At 70.2% G+C, this 18,536-nt stretch carries 16 protein-coding genes and 1 pseudogene; 11 read left to right on the top strand and 6 right to left on the bottom strand.

What is annotated here, in order from left to right:
- The first annotated feature begins 38 nt into the window (after positions 1 to 38).
- The 4 genes from H305_RS0106305 to H305_RS0106290 all read left to right on the top strand — a co-directional run bounded on the left by H305_RS0106305 (position 39) and on the right by H305_RS0106290 (position 3,222).
- Positions 39 to 791 carry an SDR family oxidoreductase gene (locus H305_RS0106305; RefSeq protein WP_037762659.1) on the top strand — a complete coding sequence of 251 codons (753 nt, stop codon included), beginning with the start codon at positions 39 to 41 and terminating at the stop codon, positions 789 to 791.
- Positions 788 to 1,861, top strand: a complete 1,074-nt coding sequence (locus H305_RS0106300) for a threonine aldolase family protein (RefSeq protein WP_028799671.1) — start codon at positions 788 to 790, stop codon at positions 1,859 to 1,861. The genes H305_RS0106305 and H305_RS0106300 overlap by 4 nt, the downstream gene beginning before the upstream one ends.
- 82 nt (positions 1,862 to 1,943) lie before the next feature.
- Complete coding sequence (locus H305_RS0106295) at positions 1,944 to 2,516, top strand: transglutaminase-like domain-containing protein (RefSeq protein ID WP_028799670.1); 573 nt, start codon at positions 1,944 to 1,946, stop codon at positions 2,514 to 2,516.
- Between the two features lie 13 nt (positions 2,517 to 2,529).
- On the top strand, positions 2,530 to 3,222 hold the full coding sequence (locus H305_RS0106290; protein WP_028799669.1) for a B3/4 domain-containing protein: 693 nt from the start codon (positions 2,530 to 2,532) through the stop codon (positions 3,220 to 3,222).
- Positions 3,223 to 3,226: 4 nt separating this feature from the next.
- Here the strand turns inward: H305_RS0106290 and H305_RS0106285 are convergent, their stop codons facing one another.
- A complete protein-coding gene (locus H305_RS0106285; protein ID WP_028799668.1) occupies positions 3,227 to 3,955 on the bottom strand; it encodes a lysophospholipid acyltransferase family protein in 729 nt (242 codons plus the stop codon).
- 185 nt (positions 3,956 to 4,140) lie between these two features.
- Positions 4,141 to 4,557, bottom strand: coding sequence for a DUF4395 domain-containing protein (locus tag H305_RS0106280; RefSeq protein ID WP_028799667.1), 417 nt, complete (start codon positions 4,555 to 4,557; stop codon positions 4,141 to 4,143).
- 75 nt (positions 4,558 to 4,632) lie between these two features.
- Here H305_RS0106280 and H305_RS44630 point away from each other — a divergent pair, with 75 nt between their 5' ends.
- The 4 genes from H305_RS44630 (at position 4,633) to H305_RS0106260 (ending at position 7,837) form a co-directional block, all read left to right on the top strand.
- Positions 4,633 to 5,082: a TlpA family protein disulfide reductase gene (locus tag H305_RS44630; RefSeq protein ID WP_051370394.1), complete on the top strand. Its 450-nt coding sequence runs from the start codon at positions 4,633 to 4,635 to the stop codon at positions 5,080 to 5,082.
- Between the two features lie 204 nt (positions 5,083 to 5,286).
- Positions 5,287 to 5,796, top strand: coding sequence for a flavin reductase family protein (locus H305_RS0106270; protein WP_028799666.1), 510 nt, complete (start codon positions 5,287 to 5,289; stop codon positions 5,794 to 5,796).
- Positions 5,797 to 6,036: 240 nt separating this feature from the next.
- Entirely contained in the window at positions 6,037 to 6,822 is a 786-nt protein-coding gene (locus H305_RS0106265) for an electron transfer flavoprotein subunit beta/FixA family protein (protein ID WP_028799665.1), read from the top strand.
- Positions 6,823 to 6,874: 52 nt separating this feature from the next.
- Positions 6,875 to 7,837, top strand: coding sequence for an electron transfer flavoprotein subunit alpha/FixB family protein (locus tag H305_RS0106260; protein ID WP_028799664.1), 963 nt, complete (start codon positions 6,875 to 6,877; stop codon positions 7,835 to 7,837).
- 53 nt (positions 7,838 to 7,890) lie between these two features.
- Here the strand turns inward: H305_RS0106260 and H305_RS0106255 are convergent, their stop codons facing one another.
- Positions 7,891 to 8,784: an endonuclease/exonuclease/phosphatase family protein gene (locus H305_RS0106255; protein ID WP_028799663.1), complete on the bottom strand. Its 894-nt coding sequence runs from the start codon at positions 8,782 to 8,784 to the stop codon at positions 7,891 to 7,893.
- A 195-nt stretch (positions 8,785 to 8,979) separates the two neighbouring features.
- On the opposite strand from H305_RS0106255, the gene H305_RS0106250 reads away from it, so the two are divergent.
- Positions 8,980 to 10,284: a DUF6986 family protein gene (locus H305_RS0106250; RefSeq protein WP_028799662.1), complete on the top strand. Its 1,305-nt coding sequence runs from the start codon at positions 8,980 to 8,982 to the stop codon at positions 10,282 to 10,284.
- Positions 10,285 to 11,329: 1,045 nt separating this feature from the next.
- On the opposite strand, the pseudogene H305_RS56295 reads toward H305_RS0106250, so the two are convergent.
- Together H305_RS56295 and H305_RS0106240 are read right to left on the bottom strand one after the other, a co-directional pair.
- Positions 11,330 to 12,175 (bottom strand): annotated as a pseudogene (locus H305_RS56295) (hypothetical protein); the annotation flags it as partial.
- 110 nt (positions 12,176 to 12,285) lie between these two features.
- Positions 12,286 to 13,335, bottom strand: coding sequence for a LacI family DNA-binding transcriptional regulator (locus tag H305_RS0106240; RefSeq protein ID WP_037762650.1), 1,050 nt, complete (start codon positions 13,333 to 13,335; stop codon positions 12,286 to 12,288).
- 285 nt (positions 13,336 to 13,620) lie between these two features.
- Between H305_RS0106240 and H305_RS0106235 the strand changes: the two genes are divergently transcribed.
- Positions 13,621 to 14,574, top strand: a complete 954-nt coding sequence (locus H305_RS0106235; protein WP_028799660.1) for an ROK family protein — start codon at positions 13,621 to 13,623, stop codon at positions 14,572 to 14,574.
- 369 nt (positions 14,575 to 14,943) lie between these two features.
- Here H305_RS0106235 and H305_RS0106230 read toward each other — a convergent pair whose 3' ends face one another.
- Positions 14,944 to 16,989: an NPCBM/NEW2 domain-containing protein gene (locus H305_RS0106230; RefSeq protein ID WP_199791347.1), complete on the bottom strand. Its 2,046-nt coding sequence runs from the start codon at positions 16,987 to 16,989 to the stop codon at positions 14,944 to 14,946.
- A 267-nt stretch (positions 16,990 to 17,256) separates the two neighbouring features.
- Between H305_RS0106230 and H305_RS0106225 the strand changes: the two genes are divergently transcribed.
- Positions 17,257 to 18,525, top strand: a complete 1,269-nt coding sequence (locus H305_RS0106225) for an ABC transporter substrate-binding protein (protein WP_028799658.1) — start codon at positions 17,257 to 17,259, stop codon at positions 18,523 to 18,525.
- The last annotated feature ends 11 nt before the right edge of the window (positions 18,526 to 18,536 follow it).

Raw genomic sequence — 18,536 nt, 5'->3', positions numbered from 1 at the left:
GCGACCGCGCCGGGAACATCGCTCACCAGGAGGCGAAGATGAGGAACGGGAACGGGGCACTGAGCGGTGCGGTGATCGCGGTGGCCGGTGCGGGCGGACCCGCCGGCCGGGCGGCGCTGCTCCGGCTCGCCGAGGAAGGGGCGACGGTCGTCGGGGCGGACAACGACCCGGAGCGTCTCGCCGAGGCCGTGGACGCGGCCCGCTACGCGTCGGGCGGCGCTACCGTCACCGGAGAGCCGGTCGACCTGCTCGACCTGCAGTCCACCCGTGACTGGGCCACGCACATCGAGAAGGAGTTCGGGCGCGTCGACGGGCTCGTGCACCTGGTGGGCGGCTGGCGCGGCAGCGAGACCTTCACCAAGACGAGCCTCGACGACTGGGACTTCCTGGAACTGCTGCTCGTCCGTACCGTGCAGCACACCTCGCTGGCCTTCCACGAGGCGCTCCAGCGCAGCGACCGCGGCCGCTACGTCCTGATCAGCGCCGCCGGCGCCAGCAACCCCAGCGCGGGCAACGCGGCCTATGCCGCCGCGAAGGCCGCGGCCGAGGCGTGGACGCTGGCCATGGGCGACTTCTTCCGCAAGGCCGGGGGCGCCGAGGGGCCGACGTCGGCGGCTGCGATCCTGGTGGTCAAGGCGTTGGTGCACGACGCGATGCGCGCCGAGCGCCCCAACGCGAAGTTCGCGGGCTTCACGGACGTCAAGGACCTGGCCGATGCCATCGCCGAGGTCTGGAGCAAGCCCGCCGCCGAAGTGAACGGAAAGCGTCTGTGGCTGACCGAGAAGCCGTGAACCCTCCCAGGACCGATGCGCGTCGTCACCACGACCCGGAGGTCCGCGGTTTCGCCAGTGACAACTACGCCGGGGCCCACCCGGAGGTGATGGCCGCCCTCGCCGTGGCCAACGGCGGCCATCAGGTCGCCTACGGCGAGGACGACTACACCGAGAACCTCCAGCGGATCGTCCGCAGCCACTTCGGGGCGACCGCGGAGGCCTTCCCGGTCTTCAACGGCACCGGCGCGAACGTGGTCGCGCTCCAGGCGGTCACCGACCGCTGGGGTGCGGTGATCTGCGCGGAGAGCGCGCACATCAACGTCGACGAGGGCGGCGCCCCCGAGCGCATGGGCGGCCTCAAGCTGCTCACCGTGCCCACGCCCGACGGCAAGCTCACCCCGGAACTGATCGACAAGCAGGCATGGGGCTGGGAGGACGAGCACCGCGCCATGCCACAGGTGGTGGCGATCACCCAGAGCACCGAGCTGGGCACGCTCTACACCCCCGACGAGATCCGCGCGATCTGCGACCACGCGCACGCCCGTGGCATGAAGGTGCACCTGGACGGGTCCCGGATAGCCAACGCGGCCGCCGCCCTGGACGTCCCGATGCGGACGTTCACCAACGCGGTCGGCGTCGACATCCTGTCGCTGGGCGGCACGAAGAACGGCGCGCTGTTCGGCGAGGCCGTCGTCGTCCTGAACCAGGACGCCGTCAGCCACATGAAGCACCTGCGCAAGCTGTCCATGCAGCTCGCCTCCAAGATGCGCTTCGTCTCCGTCCAGCTGGAGGCGCTGCTCGCCAAGGACCTGTGGCTGCGCAACGCCCGTCACGCCAACGAGATGGCGCAGCGCCTGGCCGAGGGCGTGCGCGCGGTGCACGGCGTGGAGGTCCTCTACCCGGTGCAGGCCAACGCGGTCTTCGCGCGTCTGCCGCACGAGGTCAGCGAGCGGCTGCAGAAGCGCTTCCGCTTCTACTTCTGGGACGAGGCGGCGGGGGACGTCCGCTGGATGTGCGCGTTCGACACGACGGAGGAGGACGTCGACCGGTTCGTGGCCGCCCTCAAGGAGGAGATGGCCCACCGGTAGGCAGTCCCCGAGTGTGTATAGATATGCGACCACCCGAAAAGTCATTGACGCTCGGGTGGTCGCATTCCTATGCTCTGCGCGCATGGAGCTGATCCAGAACACCGCAGATCTTTCCGCCTACTTGGCTGCCGACGAGGTGGTCGACCACCATCATCCGAAGGTGCGCGAGACGGCGGCGCAACTCGCCAAGGATGCCGTCGACTCGTATGACTATGCGCGATCGGCCTTCGAGTTCGTGCGCGACGCCATTCCGCACTCGTACGACTCGGGTGATCTCCGGGTCACCTGGCGCGCCTCCGACGTCCTGGAGCGGCGCACCGGCATCTGCTTCGCCAAGGCTCATGCCCTGGCCGCGCTGCTGCGCGCGGAGGACATCCCGACCGGGTTCTGCTACCAGCGGTTCGAGGAGGTGCACGGGCTCGTCGCCGTCCGGTTCGACGGAGCGTGGCACCGGCAGGACCCCCGGGGGAACAAGCCCGGTGTCGACGCCCAGTTCTCCCTGGACGGTGAGCGGCTTGCCTTCACGCCCGACCCCAAGTCCAATGAGTTGGACTATCCGGTGTTGTACGCTGAACCTCACCCGGTCGTGCTCGACGTCCTGAAGGCCGCACCCGACCGGCCGACCTTGTGGAAGACGCTCCCCACCGCACTCTGAGGCCAGGCAGACGATGACTCCCACGCTCACCGTGTCCGACGAGGTGCGCGCCCTCGCACCCGGTTTCACCCATGTCGCCGTCGAGGCCCACGGACTGGTCAACGGGCCGAGCACCGACGCGACTTCCGCGCTCCTCGACGACGCCGGACGGCGACTGGCCCGGCGGCTGGACGGACGGTCCCCGCACGAGGACCCGCACATGGCGGCCTGGCGCGAGGTCTACACGGCGTTCGGCTCCAAGCCCTCCCGCACCCGCAACTCGGCTGAGGCGCTGGCGCGGCGCGCCCTCGCCGACTCCGGCCTGCCCCGGATCAACGTGCTGGTGGACCTCTACAACGCTGTCAGTGTCGCCCGTCTGATTCCGGTCGGCGGCGAGGACACCGACCACATCCGGGGCGCGATGCGGCTCGTACGCGCCACGGGCGACGAGGACTTCGTCACCGTCGCGGGCGGCGCGGAGGTCGTCGAACACCCCGACGCCGGTGAGGTGGTGTGGTGCGACGACGAGGGCGTGACCTGCCGCCGGTGGAACTGGCGGCAGGGGCCGCGCACCAGGCTGACCGAGGAGTCCGTCTCCGCGCTCTTCCTGCTGGAGAGCCTCGCGCCGATGCCGGTCGCCGACGTCGAGAGCGCCGGAGCCGAACTCGCCGGACTCCTGGAGAAGTTCAGCCCCGGGGCGCGCATCACCGTGCACGCCCCGGAGTGACGGTTCAGCGGGCCTCGGCCGCGCGCACCTGCTCGGGGGTCGGTGCCGTGCCGCCGAGGTGGGCGGGCATCCACCAGGTGTCGTCCGCGCCCTTGGGCCGCACGGGATAGGCGCGCTGGCCGGCCTCCAGGAGTTCCTGGACGCGCTCGCGCAGCCGCCGCGTGATGGCCCCCGCGTACTGGTCCTTGGGGGCCTCCACCGCTTCGCCGACCCGGATGGTGACCGGGGTGTGGCTGCGCTTGAAGTTGCGCGGCTGGCCCTTGGTCCACAGGCGCTGAGTGCCCCACAGGGCCATCGGGATCAGCGGGACGCCGGCCTCCTGGGCCATGCGCGCGGCACCCGACTTGAAGCTCTTCAGCGTGAAGGACTGCGAGATGGTCGCCTCGGGGAAGACACCGACGATCTCGCCGGAGCGCAGCGACTCCAGCGCGTGCTGATACGCCGTCTCGCCCTGCTTGCGATCCACGGGGATGTGCTTCATCCCGCGCATCAGCGGGCCGGAGATCTTGTGCCGGAAGACGGACTCCTTCGCCATGAAACGCACCAGGCGCTTCTGCGGCAACGCGGCCAGGCCGTCGAAGATGAAATCGAGATAGCTGATGTGATTGCTCACCAGCACGGCGCCGCCCGAGCGCGGAATGTTCTCCGATCCCTTGCAGTCGATCTTGAGATCCCAGACCTTGAACATCGTTTTGGCGAGACCGACGACGGGACGGTAGACAAGCTCTGCCATGGAGGCGGTGGACCCTTCTCTCTGCCAGGGAAGGGGTCTCCCGGCGGGAAGTTACGCAGCCGTAGGTTTACGGCATTGCGCAGATCGTGCCCCAAGAACGGGCGAGGGGCCAGTCCTGGTGCCGGAAGGCGGCGAGATTCTCGTCACGTCCATCGTCAGTTCCACCTCGGACTTTTAACTCGCCTTTACTCCGTGCGTGCCGTGACCCGCCGTATGACCAGGTACATCTCGCACCCCAAGCAGTACCCGAATGCGGCATTGAGGAAGGCGGCCGCGAGCGCGCAACCGGTCGCCGCCTGCCCCAGCCACTCCGGTCCGATCGCATAGCCGGCGAGTCCGACGATCGCGAAGAAGAGCCCCACCGTCTGTGCGAACCGCGGCGGTTCGGGCGCCTCGAAGTCGGTCGGCGGCCCGAGCCGAGGGCGCACGGCGCGCCGGAACAGCCACCCGTACGGAGAGCGGGCCACCCCGCCCGCCGCCCCGAGCGCGAACGCCAGCGCCTGCCAGGCCAGTAGCCAGGCGCTCCCGGTGACCAGCACCACCGCCAGAACGACGGCCGTCACGGCCGCACCGAACCGCGGTCCCCTCACATCGATGTCCATGAATCAAGCATTCCGCACCGGAGGCGATCCGAGGGGCCGGGAATCTTTGCGGTCTCGTGAATGCTTGTGCAGACGATGACCGGACTTGTGGTGTGCGTGGTGGTGCTCGCGGCGGCGAGCGCCTACGGAGTGCTGCATCGGCGGCGAAGCGGGAGGGTGAGAGTGCGCGGGCGCGACGGCGGAAAGAGGCTCGGCGCGGCGGAGTTGGGGGAGGGGCTCGGTGAACGGGCCACGCTCGTCCAGTTCTCGAGCGCCTTCTGCGCCCCCTGCCGGGCGACCCGCAGAGTCCTCGGCGAGGTCGCGCACATGGTCCCGGGCGTGACGCACATCGAGATCGACGCCGAGAACCGGCTGGACCTCGTACGCGAGCTCGACATCCTCAAGACCCCCAGCGTGCTGGTGCTCGACGCGCAGGGGCGGATCGTCCGACGGGCCACCGGCCAGCCGCGTAAGGCCGATGTGATCGCCGCACTGGGGGAGGCCGTCCGAGACCGTGACGATCATGGTGACGCATCTCCCAGATGACGGGACGCACTTGACTGCACGTGCCACCTATCGTCAGCCTGACCGTATGCCCCCGGAACTCCTTCTCTTCGAGCGCGTCCACGTGGACCTGGCCCGCACGGCGAGTGCGCGCTGTCCGGGCTGTTGAGCAGTCACGGCCCCGCCCCTCACTCCCGGCTTCGCGCGAGCGGGGGGACTCCCACGTCACTCCCGCAGAAGGACAACATGACGGCCACGCCCGACCTGGGTACCGCCCGGCTCGCCTCCCCCGACCTGTTGCGCTCCGTCTTCCGGCGACACGCCGCGGGAGTGGCCGTGATCACGGCCTCCGGTGACTCGGGACCCGTCGGCTTCACCGCCACGTCGCTCACCTCGGTCTCCGCCGAGCCCCCGATCGTCTCCTTCGGGATCGGCACCGGGGGTTCCAGCTGGCCCGCGATGTCCGAGACCGGCCATGTCGGCGTCCACGTGCTCGGCGAGCACCAGCAGGAGTTGGCGGCCACCTTCGCGAGGAGCGGCGCGGACCGTTTCGGCGCGCCCACCCGGTGGCGCGAGGGCCCGGAGGGGGTGCCCGTGCTGGACGACGTGCTCGCCTGGCTGGTGTGCCGGGTCGTGGCGCGCGTGCCCGCGGGAGACCATCGCATCGTGCTGGCCGAGGTCGTCGTGGGCGACCACTCGGGTCCGGGCCGTCCGCTCGTGTACCACCAGGGTCGCTTCAACGGCCTGCGGGACTGAGCGGGCGATCCGGGGGCAGGGAGTTACCCGTTGGTGCTACTCGCTGGTTCTACCCGCCGGTTACGCAGCGTTGCCAAGGTCACAGTCCAAAGCGCTTGCTTAGTGGGCGTCCGGTGGGTGTACTGACGAGTAATATTTCGTTCGGAGCGCGGCCCGCCCCGACCGGGATCGGCCGCTTCAGGCGCCTATGCTGCCTGAAAGCAGGCAGCCCAGAAATGACGATGCAGTAGGAGAGCCGGCGTGAGCTTGAGGATCGTTGTCACTGTGAAGTACGTGCCCGACGCCACTGGCGACCGGCACTTCGCCGATGACCTGACCGTCGACCGTGACGACGTGGACGGCCTGCTGTCCGAGCTCGACGAGTACGCCGTCGAGCAGGCGCTGCAGATTGCCGAGGACGCGGACGACGCCGAGATCACCGTGCTGACCGTCGGTCCGGAGGACGCCAAGGACGCGCTGCGCAAGGCGCTGTCGATGGGCGCGGACAAGGCGATCCACGTGGAGGACGACGACCTGCACGGCACGGATGTCATCGGTACCTCGCTGGTGCTGGCCAAGGCGATCGAGAAGGCCGGTTACGACCTGGTGATCTCCGGCATGGCGTCCACGGACGGCACCGCCGGTGTGGTCCCCGCTCTGCTGGCGGAGCGCCTGGGCGTGCCGCAGGTGACGCTGCTGTCCGAGGTGAGCGTCGAGGACGGCGTGGTCAAGGGCCGCCGTGACGGTGACACCGCCTCCGAGCAGCTGGAGGCCTCGCTTCCCGCGGTCGTGTCGGTCACCGACCAGTCGGGCGAGGCTCGCTACCCGTCCTTCAAGGGCATCATGGCGGCCAAGAAGAAGCCGGTGGAGTCCTGGGACCTGGAGGACCTGGAGATCGAGGCGGACGAGGTCGGCCTCGAGGGTGCCTGGACCAAGGTCGACTCCGCGGCCGAGCGTCCGGCGCGCACCGCCGGCACGATCGTCAAGGACGAGGGCGAGGGCGGCAAGCAGCTCGCTGAGTTCCTCGCGGGCCAGAAGTTCATCTGAGCCCAGCAGTCGCTGACCGCCCCTCAACTCATCCAAGCAGGAGAGCAATCCCATGGCTGAAGTTCTCGTCTACGTCGACCACGTGGACGGTGCCGTCCGCAAGCCCACCCTGGAGCTGCTGACCCTGGCCCGCCGCATCGGCGAGCCGGTCGCCGTCGCGCTGGGTTCCGGTGCGGAGAACACCGCCGCCGCGCTCGCCGAGCACGGCGCGGTCAAGGTCCTGACGCACGACGCCGCCGAGTACGCCGACTACCTGGTCGTGCCGAAGGTCGACGCCCTTCAGGCTGCCGTCGAGGCCGTCTCCCCGGCCGCCGTGCTGGTCCCCTCCTCCGCGGAGGGCAAGGAGATCGCCGCCCGTCTCGCCGTCCGCATCGGCTCGGGCATCATCACCGACGCGGTCGACCTGGAGGCGGGTGACGAGGGTCCGGTGGCCACGCAGTCCGCGTTCGCCGCGTCCTTCACCACCAAGTCCCGTGTCTCCAAGGGCACCCCGGTCATCACGGTCAAGCCGAACTCGGCCGCCGTGGAGGCCGCTCCGGCCGCTGGTGCGGTCGAGGCCCTGGCCGTGTCCTTCTCGGAGAAGGCGACGGGCACGAAGGTGACCGCGCGCACGCCGCGTGAGTCGACGGGCCGTCCGGAGCTGACCGAGGCCGCGATCGTGGTCTCCGGTGGCCGTGGCGTCAACGGCGCCGAGAACTTCTCGATCATCGAGGCTCTCGCCGACTCCCTCGGCGCGGCCGTGGGTGCCTCGCGTGCCGCGGTGGACGCCGGCTGGTACCCGCACACCAACCAGGTCGGCCAGACCGGCAAGTCGGTGTCGCCGCAGCTCTACATCGCGTCCGGCATCTCGGGTGCGATCCAGCACCGTGCCGGTATGCAGACCTCGAAGACGATCGTGGCGATCAACAAGGACGCGGAAGCCCCGATCTTCGACCTGGTCGACTACGGCGTGGTCGGCGACCTCTTCGACGTCGTCCCGCAGCTCACCGAGGAGATCAAGACCCGCAAGGGCTGAGCGACTTCGTGACGAGGAGGCCCCCGCGACCGTACGGTCGCGGGGGCCTCGCCTCATCCCAGGGTCAGCGAGGCCCGCACCGGCAGATGGTCGCTCGGGAACTGTCCGTCCCGGGAGAACGTGTCGACCGAAGCCCGGTGCACGGCCACCGCGGGCGTCGAGAGGATCCAGTCGATGCGGTCGCCGTCCGGCACCAGCGGCCGGTAGCCGTGGAAGGTGGCGTACGACGGACCGCGTTCGGCCGCCGCGTCCCAGGTGTCGACCAGGCCCGCGCCCAGCAGCGAGTCGTACACCGGGTCCCGGTGGGCCGCGACATTGAAGTCACCGGTCACGAGCAGCGGCAGAGAACGGTCGAGTCCAGCGATCCGCTGCCCGATCAGCGCGGCGGCCCGGGCGCGCGCGCCGCCGCTGCGGCTGTCCAGGTGGGTGTTGAGCAAGTAGAACTCGCGCTCCCCGTCACGCAGGTCACGGAACCGGACCCAGGTGACCATGCGGACGCAGACCCCGCCCCAGGTGTTCGAGCCGATCACCTCGGGCGTGTCCGAGAGCCAGAAGTGCTCGTACTCCACGGGAGTGAGCCGGCGTGTGTCGTAGAAGACGGCCATGAACTCGTCGCGGCTGCCGCCCGCGCGGCCGGTGCCGATCCACTCGTGGTGCGCGCCGAGGTCGGACGCGATGTCGCGTACCTGGTGGTAGAGGCCCTCCTGGGTCCCCATGACGTGCGGCGTCCCGCGGTGCAGCAGCTCCCGCATCGCCGGGCGACGCGCGGCCCAGCTGTGGGGCTCGGCGGTGCCGGCATAGCGGAGGTTGAACGTCATCACGTCCAGGGGCCGGCCGCCGCGCCGGGATGCGGCGGCCCGGGCCGTGCTGAGCAGGGGCGTCGCGAGCGCCGTGGCCGCCGCGGTCCTGAGCCCCGTACGCCGGGTCACTCTGCTGGAGTCCGACACGCCGTCTCCTTCGGTCGCGAGTCAGGATGAGGGGTGCGCACCACAGTGTGGAAGCAGGAGGCGAGACAGGAGTGGACTCGGCGCGGTGCCGGAGCGTCCCGCGATCCAAGAGGGTGTTGACCGGCGGGAAGGTCCCCGGATAACTTCGCTCTACGGATTGTTGATTCCGTAGTGCGGAAAACTGGAGGGTGTGGGATGGGTCAGGGTCAGCAGGAGCAGGTGGCGACGAGCCTGGCGGGCGCCGTCAGCGACGAGATCAGCGCCTCTCTCGCCCCGGTCGACACCGAGTTGGAGCGCCGCTACCCCGGGGACCCGGGCACCCGGCAGCCCGTCCACACCGTCTACGTCCCCGGTGACGTGTTCGCCGCCGACACCGTCCGCACGTGGGGCGACCGGGCCCTCGCCGCGCTGGACGAGCACGCCCCCGACGCCGCCTCGTTCGCCGCCGTCCTCGGTCTCGCCGACGAACTCGCAGAACCCGTCTACGACCGAGTGCGGGCCAAGCTGGAGCGCGAACCCGTCGAGGACCTCCGCATCGACTTCGAGGACGGCTACGGCTCGCGCCCGGACACCGAGGAGGACGAGGCGGCGGCCCGCGCGGCCAGGCTGGTCGCGGAAGCCCACCGGGACGGCACGGCGGCTCCCTACATGGGCATCCGCATGAAGTGCATGGAAGCCCCGGTGCGCGACCGCGGCATCCGCACCCTCGACGTCTTCCTGACCGGTCTGATGGAAGCCGGCGGCCTGCCCGGCGGACTCGTCCTGACCCTGCCCAAGGTGACGTACGCGGAGCAGATCACCGCGATGGTCCGCCTCCTGGAGGAGTTCGAGAAGGCGCACGGGATGGAACCCCGCCGGATCGGTTTCGAGATCCAGATCGAGACCAGCCAGTCCATCCTCGCCACCGACGGCACCGCCACCGTCGCGCGCATGATCCAGGCCGCCGAGGGCCGGGCCACCGGACTGCACTACGGCACCTTCGACTACAGCGCCTGCCTCGGCGTCTCCGCCGCCTACCAGGCCAGCGACCACCCCGCAGCCGACCACGCCAAGGCGATCATGCAGGTCGCGGCCGCCGGCACCGGCGTACGCGTCTCGGACGGCTCGACGAACGTCCTCCCGGTCGGCCCCACCGAGAAGGTGCACGACGCCTGGCGCCTGCACTACGGCCTCACCCGCCGGGCCCTGGCCCGCGCCTACTACCAGGGCTGGGACATGCACCCCGGCCATATCCCGACCCGCTACGCCGCCGTCTTCGCCTTCTACCGCGAGGGTTTCGAGCAGGCAGCGGCCCGCCTCGCCCGCTACGCCAACCACGCCGCCGGCGACGTCATGGACGAACCTTCCACCGCCAAGGCCCTCAGCGGCTATCTGCTCCGGGGCCTGGACTGCGGCGCCCTCGACGTCGACGAGGTCGCCGCCCTGACCGGCCTGACCAGAGCCGACCTGGAGGGCTTCGCGTCGCCGAGGCGGGCGGATCTGACGATCTCGGGCACCTGAGCGACCCGGTTCCGGTACGCCGTCGCCCCGCCGAGCACGGGCGGCGGCGCACCCGGCGCCGCACTCCGGCGGCGCTTCACGACCGCCGCGGGCCGATCCGCCTGGCTCGCTGATTGAGCCGGCTCCGCAGACGCACGTTCACCACGAACCCCACGAGCAGCACGAGTACGGCGAGGCTGGCCGCCTGCCAGACAACGCTGTTCAGCACGGTCACCACACCGATGAACGCGATGCCCAGCAGGAAGACCATCTCCCGCAGTTCCTTCTTCAGTTGGTAGGAGCGGCTGCACCGGATCCGTACGGTCGCGAGCCACTGACCTTCCAGGCCCAGCCCCGACCACAGCCGACGGTCGAGGAACACCCACGGCAGATCGGGAAAGGTGCCCAGCGCGTCCAGGGAGCTGGGATAACGGCTCGTCATGTCCCCGCCGTGCAGCTCCTTGCGGCGCGCCTGCACCTCGTCGCTGGTGCGGATGGCCTTCAGCTGGAGCACCGGCACGACACCGTCCGCACCCGGAAAACCCTCCAGCACGACCATGTCGCCGCTGGTGACACCGAGGAGTTCCAGCGTCAACGTGTCGAGCAGGCAGACCTCCTGCTCCGCACTGGCGCGGTCGCCGTCCTGCACGCGACAGGTCAGATAGCTGACCGGGCCGAAGAAGCGCTCCTGCCATCGGCTCCGCACACGGGGCAGCCGCGCGGCCCGAACGGAGACGGCCTCTCCCGGCTCCAGGCCGACCCCGACACGCAAGGAGTGGTCGACCTGGACGCTTCGGTCCTCCTGCGCCGGTATGTCCGCGGCGACGATCACCGTGGCCAGCGCGCCGAGACGCTCGTGACGCGCGGCGGGGATCTGCGTGTTCTGCACGATGGCGAACTGGGGGTCTCCCAGGGCGGCCGACACCGCGCGCGATAAGCGCACCACCCCGGCGCCGCGCTGGTCGAAGGCGTCGGGCGTGCGCCCGGTGTGATAGCTGCCCGTGGGAAGGGAGTTGGCGGGGTGGATGTCGTCGTACACGGTGCGCGCGGGTTCACCGGTGACGTACTGGCGCAGCCCGGAGTCGGTCAGCCGCCCTTCGTCGGCGAACAGACGCGTGCCCTTCTCGCAGAGCTGCTCGTTCCCCCGCGCCCGTGCGCTGAACTCCTCGGGGGTGTCGCCGAACCACTCCCTCAGCTGACGGGACTCCGAGAGCAGTTCGGTCAGCAGTCGGCGTTCACCGGGGTGCGCGCGCGGGGCCCCGGAACCGTCGTGGATGACTCCATAGCGATGCACGTAGAGATAGGCGCCGCCGAGGAGTTCCCCCGACGCCAGTTCCATCGGGAAATCCTCGGGCGGCAGCAACACCCGGTCGTACTCGCCGTCCGGGTCGAAGATCCCCTCACTCGCGTCGACGATCTCCAGCTGGGCGGCGTCCAGCCAGGTGATGAACAGATCCCGGGAGACGCCGGGGGTGCGGAAGGGGGACGACGAGACGTACCCCAGTGGGCTCACGTACGCCGACACGCCGATGCCGATCCCCGTGACCCGGGCCTTCACCAGGGGGATCGTGGAGGACACGCCGAGCCCCTCCATCTTGTGCCGCAGCTGAGCCGGGCAAGCGTTGGAGCCCACCGAGATCACGGGGAAGCGGTCGCCCACCAGGGTCTGGTTGGCGCACATGAGGGCGTAGTTCAATGGCACGGGGCCGTGGCCCGCCGCACCCGCGCGGAAGCCGCCGGGAGGCTGCTCCACCAGCCACTTGGCCAGCCGCCGGTTCGGGATGGCCCGCAGCCGCAGGAACCGGTTCCCGTGCAGCAGACCGGACTCGGTGGGCCAGACGCCTGGGTAGCTGAGGGGATGCTCGCGAGGAGCTTCGGAGAGGCCGAGTGCTTCGAGCGTACGATCGTCCACTGTTCCGTCAGGCCTTTCGCCGTCGGATGGCTGACCGGGGATGACGCGTGCGCGGTCATCGTAAGGAACGGAGAGCCGTCCTCATAGAGGGCCCGGACAGCCCGGCGTGTTCAGCTCGCCGGCGGCAGTTCCCCCGAGCCGCGGGTGATCAGGCGGGTGGGGAGTTCGATGCGTTCCGGCGTGACGAGGGTGCCGTCGAGCTGGCGGAAGAGGCGTTCGGCGGCGGTGCGGCCGAGGGCGGCGGCGTCCTGGGCGACCACGGTGACACCGGGGTTCAGGAGATCGGCGAGTTCGATGTCGTCGAAGCCCACCAGGGCGACGGGGCGGCCGATCTCGGAGATGACACGGACCACGGTGACGGTGACACGGTTGTTGCCGGCGAAGATCGCGGTGACGGGGGAGGGGCCCGAGAGCATCTCCTCCGCCGCCTCGCGCACCCGCTGCGGATCGGTGACCCCGAGGGACATCCACGCGTCCTCGACCGGTATGCCGGCGTCCTCCATCGCCGCCCGGTAGCCGCGCAGTCGCTCGGCGGCCGTGTGGATGCGCGGCATGTCGCCGATGAAGCCGATCCGGCGGTGGCCGTGGGCGATGAGGTGGGCGACACCGTCGCGGGCGCCGCCGAAGCTGTCCGACAGGACGACGTCCGCGTCGATCTTCCCGGCCGGACGGTCCACGAAGACGGTCGCGACACCCGCCTTGATCTCGGGCTCCAGATAACGGTGGTCGTCACCGGCCGGGATCACCACCAGCCCGTCCACCCGGCGCGCGCACAGGGCGAGGACCAGCTCCTGCTCCCGGTCCGGGTCCTCGGCGCTGGAGCCGTTGATCAGCAGCGCGCCGTGGGCGCGGGCCACCTCCTCCACCGCCCGGCTGAGCGGACCGTAGAAGGGGTCGGCGAGATCCTCCAGGACGAGGCCGATGCTCGCGGTGCGCCCCTTGCGCAGCACGCGCGCGCTGTCGTTGCGGCGGAAGCCCAGCGCCTCGATGGCCTCCTGGACGCGGCGCTCGGTGTCCGGGGTGACCCCCGGCTCGCCGTTGACCACGCGCGAGACCGTCTTGAGGCCGACTCCGGCGCGCGCCGCCACGTCCTTCATGGTCGGACGGTTTCCGTAGCGGCTTCCGGTGAGGCGGTCTGCTCGGCGGGCGGTCTCTGCCACGATGTACTGTCCTGTCCTGTCGTCCACGGGGATGCGCCGGTCCATGGGGTTGTATGAGGATGTGGCGTCGAGCATAGAGCCTGGACAACGTTGTCAGATGCGGGAGACACTGTCCACCGCAATCTCCGGCCTGCGCCTTCCCCTCGAGGCGTGCGGTCCTTGCCGTCGTCACGGCGCCCTGAGCGCGGCGTCCGGCAGGGTCCGGTCCTGCCCGCACCCGGCCGGAGACCCGGACCCGCAGCGCGGCGGGCCCGGCACGACACCGCCTTGGGAGTTCTGACACTGATGCACACCGACCTCGTGGCCGCGCTCGACATCGGCGGCACCAAGATCGCCGGAGCGCTGGTGGACGGCCACGGCCGGATCCTGCTGCGCGCGCAGCGCGCGACGCCCGCACAGGAGGACGGCGACACCGTGATGCGCGCCGTCGAGGACGTGCTCGGCGAGCTCACCGTCTCACCGCTGTGGAGCGGAGCACGGGCGGTCGGCATCGGCAGCGCGGGACCGGTGGACGCCTCCGCCGGCACGGTGAGCCCCGTGAACGTGCCCGGCTGGCGCGGCTACCCGCTGGTCGAGGGGGTCCGCAGGGCCACCGGTGGGCTCCCCGTGGAGCTGATCGGTGACGGCGTGGCCATCACGGCGGCCGAGCACTGGCAGGGCGCCGCCCGCGGCCACGACAACGCGCTGTGCATGGTGGTGTCCACCGGAGTGGGCGGCGGACTCGTCCTCGACGGGCAGCTGCACCCCGGCCCCACCGGCAACGCGGGCCACATCGGCCACATCAGTGTCGACCTCGACGGCGACGCGTGCCCGTGCGGCTCCCGCGGCTGCGTGGAGCGCATCGCCAGCGGCCCGAACATCGCGCGCCGAGCACTGGACGCCGGCTGGCGGCCCGGCCCGGACGGCGACACGACGGCCGCCGCGGTCGGCGAGGCCGCCCGAGCCGGCGACCCGGTGGCCGTGGCCTCCTTCGAGCGGGCCGCGCAGGCCCTCGCCGCGGGCATCGCCGCGACCGCCACGCTCGTCGAGATCGACATCGCCGTCATCGGCGGGGGAGTGGCCAAGGCCGGCGAGGTCCTCTTCACGCCGCTGCGCAGGGCGCTGGCCGACTACGCGACGCTGTCCTTCGTGCAGCACCTGACCGTGGCGCCCGCGCTGATGGGCACGGACGCGGGTCTGGTCGGCGCGGCGGCGGCCGCGCTCACCCGCAGGACGAGCGCGACCGCGGCCGGGGTCTGAAGGGCTGACGCCGCGGCGTCGCGCCGGGGCACAGCCGGAGGAGCGAGGGTCCGGCTTCGTGGGCTCCTGGGCGGTCCGGGGGTTCTGCGAGCGGTCCGCCCCTGCCGTGTCCGCGGCCCGGGGCCGAGGTTCCGGCGTCGTGGGGTCCTGCAAGCGGTCCGCCCGTGCCGTACCCGCGGCCGGGACCTCCTCGCGGCGTTGCCCGCACGCAGGTGGCCCTCCATCCCCTGGTCCGCGGTGGGGCGTCGCGCTCTGCCGCGAAGGGCCGGCGCCCCTGCCCGAGACGGCCCCCGCCCCGGTCCCGAGCGAGGGCGGGCGCCGCGTCGGCCGGTCCGCCGTCGTACGCCCCGCCCTCGCGCTGTCACGGCCTCAGCAGCTGAGCTTCGCGTCCGCCCAGTCCGCGTGGTCCGAGTCGATCCCGTCGCCGCCGTCGGTGACGACGAGCCGGACCACCTGGGCCCCGGTCACGTCGGCCGTGACCGGCTGGGCCGGCATCGCGTTGGTGAGCACGCCGGTCGAGGCGACCTTGACGTCGTCGGCCCAGATCTCGAAGGCGACGGTGCCCTTGGCACCCTTCTCGTCGTCCACGCCCACGTCGGCGGTCACCTTCCCGCACGCCTTGCCGGTGTAGTACTCGACGACGCTCTCGGCGTGCACACCGAGCCCCTTGGCGTAGGCGACGCCTCCGAGAGTGATCGGACGACCGTCCCCGGCGGCGCTCTCGCCGTTGCTGGTGTCGCGCTCGACCGGCCCCCACCCGTTGGTCGTCGACAGCCACGGCAGGTCGCCGAGGGAGGAGATGCCCGAAGGGGCTGCCACGACGACGGACGCCTTCAACGGCAGTACGGTCCGGGCGCGTACACCGGTCGGCGAGCGGTACGCCGTCGTCAGCGTGAGGTCGTACGAGCCCGTGGGCGTGCCCTCGGGCGCGGTGACCCGCCACTGTGTGCGCAGGGCACGGCCGCTCGGCAGTACGGCCTGGGTGGTCGGACCGGTGGCCCGCACCGTCCAGCCCTCGGGCCCGCTCATCGTCACCGAGACGTGCCGCGCGGGCGTGCGGCCGAGGTCGGTGACCGTCGACGTCAGCGTGGCGGCCTTTCCGGCCTCCACCAACGGGTTTCCGTCCAGGCCGAGTTCGACGGCGGGCGGGTTCGCGGCCCACCGGGGGTCGGCCGCGACGCGGAACAGGACCGTGCCGTGCGCGGGTACGGTCGCCGAGATCGTGCCGGCGGTGTTGTAGCTCTTGTGCCGCCACAGGTCGCGCTGGGTGAACGCGTCGGCCGCGGGCAGGCCGACGGCCTGCGCGGTCGTGGCGATGCGCTGCGCGCTGCCGGTCTCGTTGAACAGCGCCACGGTGCGGCTGCCGTCCTTCATCTCCTTGGAGACGACCCAGCGTCCGCCCGAGGAGGACACCACCGTGCCCTGCTTGCCCAGCGGGTCCTGGTCGACGGCGATGACCTCCTTGTTGTCGAGGATGTCGAAGGTCGGCGCGGAGGCCTCGCGCAGGTCCGAGCCGATGAGCAGCGGGGCCGCCATGACCGACCACATGGAGAAGTGCGAGCGGTACTCGGTGTCGGTCATGCCGCCGTTGCCGACCTCCAGCATGTCCGGGTCGTTCCAGTGCCCGGGACCGGCGTGCGGGGCGAGGGGCAGGTTCTGCTTGAGGATCGACAGCATGGAGCCCCAGCTGTCGCTGATGTCCCCGGTCGTGCGCCACAGGTGGCCGACGTCGGCGGCCCACTCCCAGGGCTTGTTCTCGCCCCATTCGCAGATGCTGTAGACGATCGGCCGCCCGGTCGCCTTCAGCGCGTCACGCATGGTCGTGTAGCGCTGCCGGGCGTCGACGCCCTGGTTGTTGCAGTTGTCGTACTTGAGGTAGTCGACTCCCCAGTCCGCGAACTGCTGGGCGTCGCTGTACTCGTGGCCGAGAGCACCGGGGAATCCCGCGCTGTTGCAGGTCTTCGTGCCGGCGCTGGTGTAGATGCCGAGCTTGAGCCCCTTGGCGTGCACGTAGTCGGCGACCGCTTTGATGCCGCCGGGGAACCGCACGGGGTCGGGCACCAGTTTGCCGTTCGCGTCCCGGCTGGGCAGGGCCCAGCAGTCGTCCAGGTTGACGTACTGGTAGCCGGCGTCCTTGAGGCCCTTGGCGACGAAGATGTCCGCGATGCCCTTGACCATGTCCTCGTTGAACTCCGCTCGGCAGTGCGTGGAGTTCCAGTTGTTGAAGCCCATCGGAGGGGTGAGGGCGAGACCGTCGGTCAGAGCCGGGGAGGCGGGGGAGGCCGTGGCCGGTGCGGCCGGGGTGCTCCCGGGGGCGGCGAGAGCCGGTGAGGCGAGGCCGGCCGCACACAACAGTCCGGCGGCTAGCGCTCCGACCACTCTTCTGCGGGTTGTGCGGGTGTGAAGGTGACGCATCGTTACGTTCCTCCGAACTCGCGAAAGATGGGATGACGACATGTCCGCGACAATGATGCGCGTTTACGGTAGGACGTGTCGGACTCTGTTGGAAGAGAAGTGGTAACGGTTGTTCGATATCTCGTCAGAACCCTTGACGCTGCCTCCACATGGGAGTGAGATCCAAGCCTCGCGTTCGGTTGTGTTGGATGGCACCCCGAGGAGGGGGACATGGCACAGTCATCGTCGGACGGGCTTGTCGTGCCCGAAGGTTCCACAGGACATCGGATGTCCCGGCGAAATCTCCTGCGAGGCGCGGCCGTCGGAGTCGGCGCGGTCTCGCTCCCCGCCCTGCTGACCGCGTGCGGCGACGGGCCGGGAGGCGACAAGAACGAAGTCACCGTGGGGTCCAACGCGTCGGACGAGGTCCCCAAGAAGGCCTACGCGGCGGCCTTCGCGGCGTACGAGAAGAAGACCGGCAAGAAGGTCAAGGTCAACACCAAGGACCACAACGACTTCCAGGAGAACATCAACCGCTATCTCCAGGGCACGCCCGACGACGTCTTCATGTGGTTCGCCGGATACCGCATGCAGTACTTCGCCGAGAAAGGGCTGTTGCACGAGATCAGTGACGTCTGGAGCGGCTTCGACGGGTTCTCCGACGCGCTCAAGGAGCAGTCCACGCACGAGGGCAAGCAGTACTTCGTGCCGTACTACTACTATCCGTGGGCCGTCTTCCACCGGAAGAGCCTCTTCGCGAAGCAGGGCTACGAACAGCCCGCGAAATGGGACGAGTTCGTCGCGCTCGCCAAGAAGATGTCGAAGGACGGGACCCCCGTCGCGTTCTGCGACAAGGACGGCTGGCCCGCCATGGGCACCTTCGACTACATCAACATGCGGCTGAACGGATACGACTTCCACAAGTCCCTGATGGCGGGCGAGGAGACGTGGACCGACATCAAGGTCAAGAAGGTCTTCGACACCTGGCGCGAACTCATGCCGTACTACCAGAAGGGCGCCCTCGGCCGTACTTGGGAAGAGGCCGGCCAGAGCCTTCAGCAGCGCAAGACCGGCATGGCTGTGTTCGGAATGCCGCACCCCGGGACCCAGTTCCCGGAGAACGAGCGCGACGACATCGACTTCTTCGCCTTCCCCGAGATCGACCCGCAGTACGCGCAGGACGCCGTGGAAGCCCCCATCGACGGATTCCTCGTCGCCAAGAAGTCGAAGAACGCCGACGGGGCCGCAGCCCTGCTGAAATGGCTGGGCACCCCCAAGGCCGAGGACACCTATCTCGCGCTCGACCCCAACAACGTGGCCGTCAACGACGGCGCCGACACCTCCAAGTACACCGCCCTGCAGAAGAAGTCGGCCGAACTGGTGTCCGGAGCCAAACAGATCTCACAGTTCATGGACCGCGACACCCGGCCCGACTTCGCCTCGACCGTCATGATCAAGGCGATACAGGACTTCATCGGAAACCCGAAGGACGTCGACGGTCTCTGCAACAGCATCGAACGACAGAAGAAGACCATCTTCTCGTCGCCCGTCGGCTGAACCTGGGGGAA

This window comes from Streptomyces sp. 142MFCol3.1, assembly GCF_000424945.1.
Lineage (GTDB): Bacteria > Actinomycetota > Actinomycetes > Streptomycetales > Streptomycetaceae > Streptomyces > Streptomyces siamensis.
Note: the sequence above shows the minus strand (reverse complement) of the source record. Positions and strands in the feature narration are given on the sequence as shown.

What these genes read in the sequence shown, in the direction of transcription:
- H305_RS0106280 (WP_028799667.1), bottom strand. Translation starts at nt 4,557, where the DNA reads ATGGACATCGATGTGAGGGGACCGCGGTTCGGTGCGGCCGTGACGGCC.
- H305_RS0106235 (WP_028799660.1), top strand. Translation starts at nt 13,621, where the DNA reads ATGCACACCGACCTCGTGGCCGCGCTCGACATCGGCGGCACCAAGATC.
- H305_RS0106230 (WP_199791347.1), bottom strand. Translation starts at nt 16,989, where the DNA reads ATGCGTCACCTTCACACCCGCACAACCCGCAGAAGAGTGGTCGGAGCG.
- H305_RS0106225 (WP_028799658.1), top strand. Translation starts at nt 17,257, where the DNA reads ATGTCCCGGCGAAATCTCCTGCGAGGCGCGGCCGTCGGAGTCGGCGCG.
- H305_RS0106260 (WP_028799664.1), top strand. Translation starts at nt 6,875, where the DNA reads ATGGCTGAAGTTCTCGTCTACGTCGACCACGTGGACGGTGCCGTCCGC.
- H305_RS0106295 (WP_028799670.1), top strand. Translation starts at nt 1,944, where the DNA reads ATGGAGCTGATCCAGAACACCGCAGATCTTTCCGCCTACTTGGCTGCC.
- H305_RS0106285 (WP_028799668.1), bottom strand. Translation starts at nt 3,955, where the DNA reads ATGGCAGAGCTTGTCTACCGTCCCGTCGTCGGTCTCGCCAAAACGATG.
- H305_RS44630 (WP_051370394.1), top strand. Translation starts at nt 4,633, where the DNA reads ATGACCGGACTTGTGGTGTGCGTGGTGGTGCTCGCGGCGGCGAGCGCC.
- H305_RS0106305 (WP_037762659.1), top strand. Translation starts at nt 39, where the DNA reads ATGAGGAACGGGAACGGGGCACTGAGCGGTGCGGTGATCGCGGTGGCC.
- H305_RS0106290 (WP_028799669.1), top strand. Translation starts at nt 2,530, where the DNA reads ATGACTCCCACGCTCACCGTGTCCGACGAGGTGCGCGCCCTCGCACCC.
- H305_RS0106250 (WP_028799662.1), top strand. Translation starts at nt 8,980, where the DNA reads ATGGGTCAGGGTCAGCAGGAGCAGGTGGCGACGAGCCTGGCGGGCGCC.
- H305_RS0106270 (WP_028799666.1), top strand. Translation starts at nt 5,287, where the DNA reads ATGACGGCCACGCCCGACCTGGGTACCGCCCGGCTCGCCTCCCCCGAC.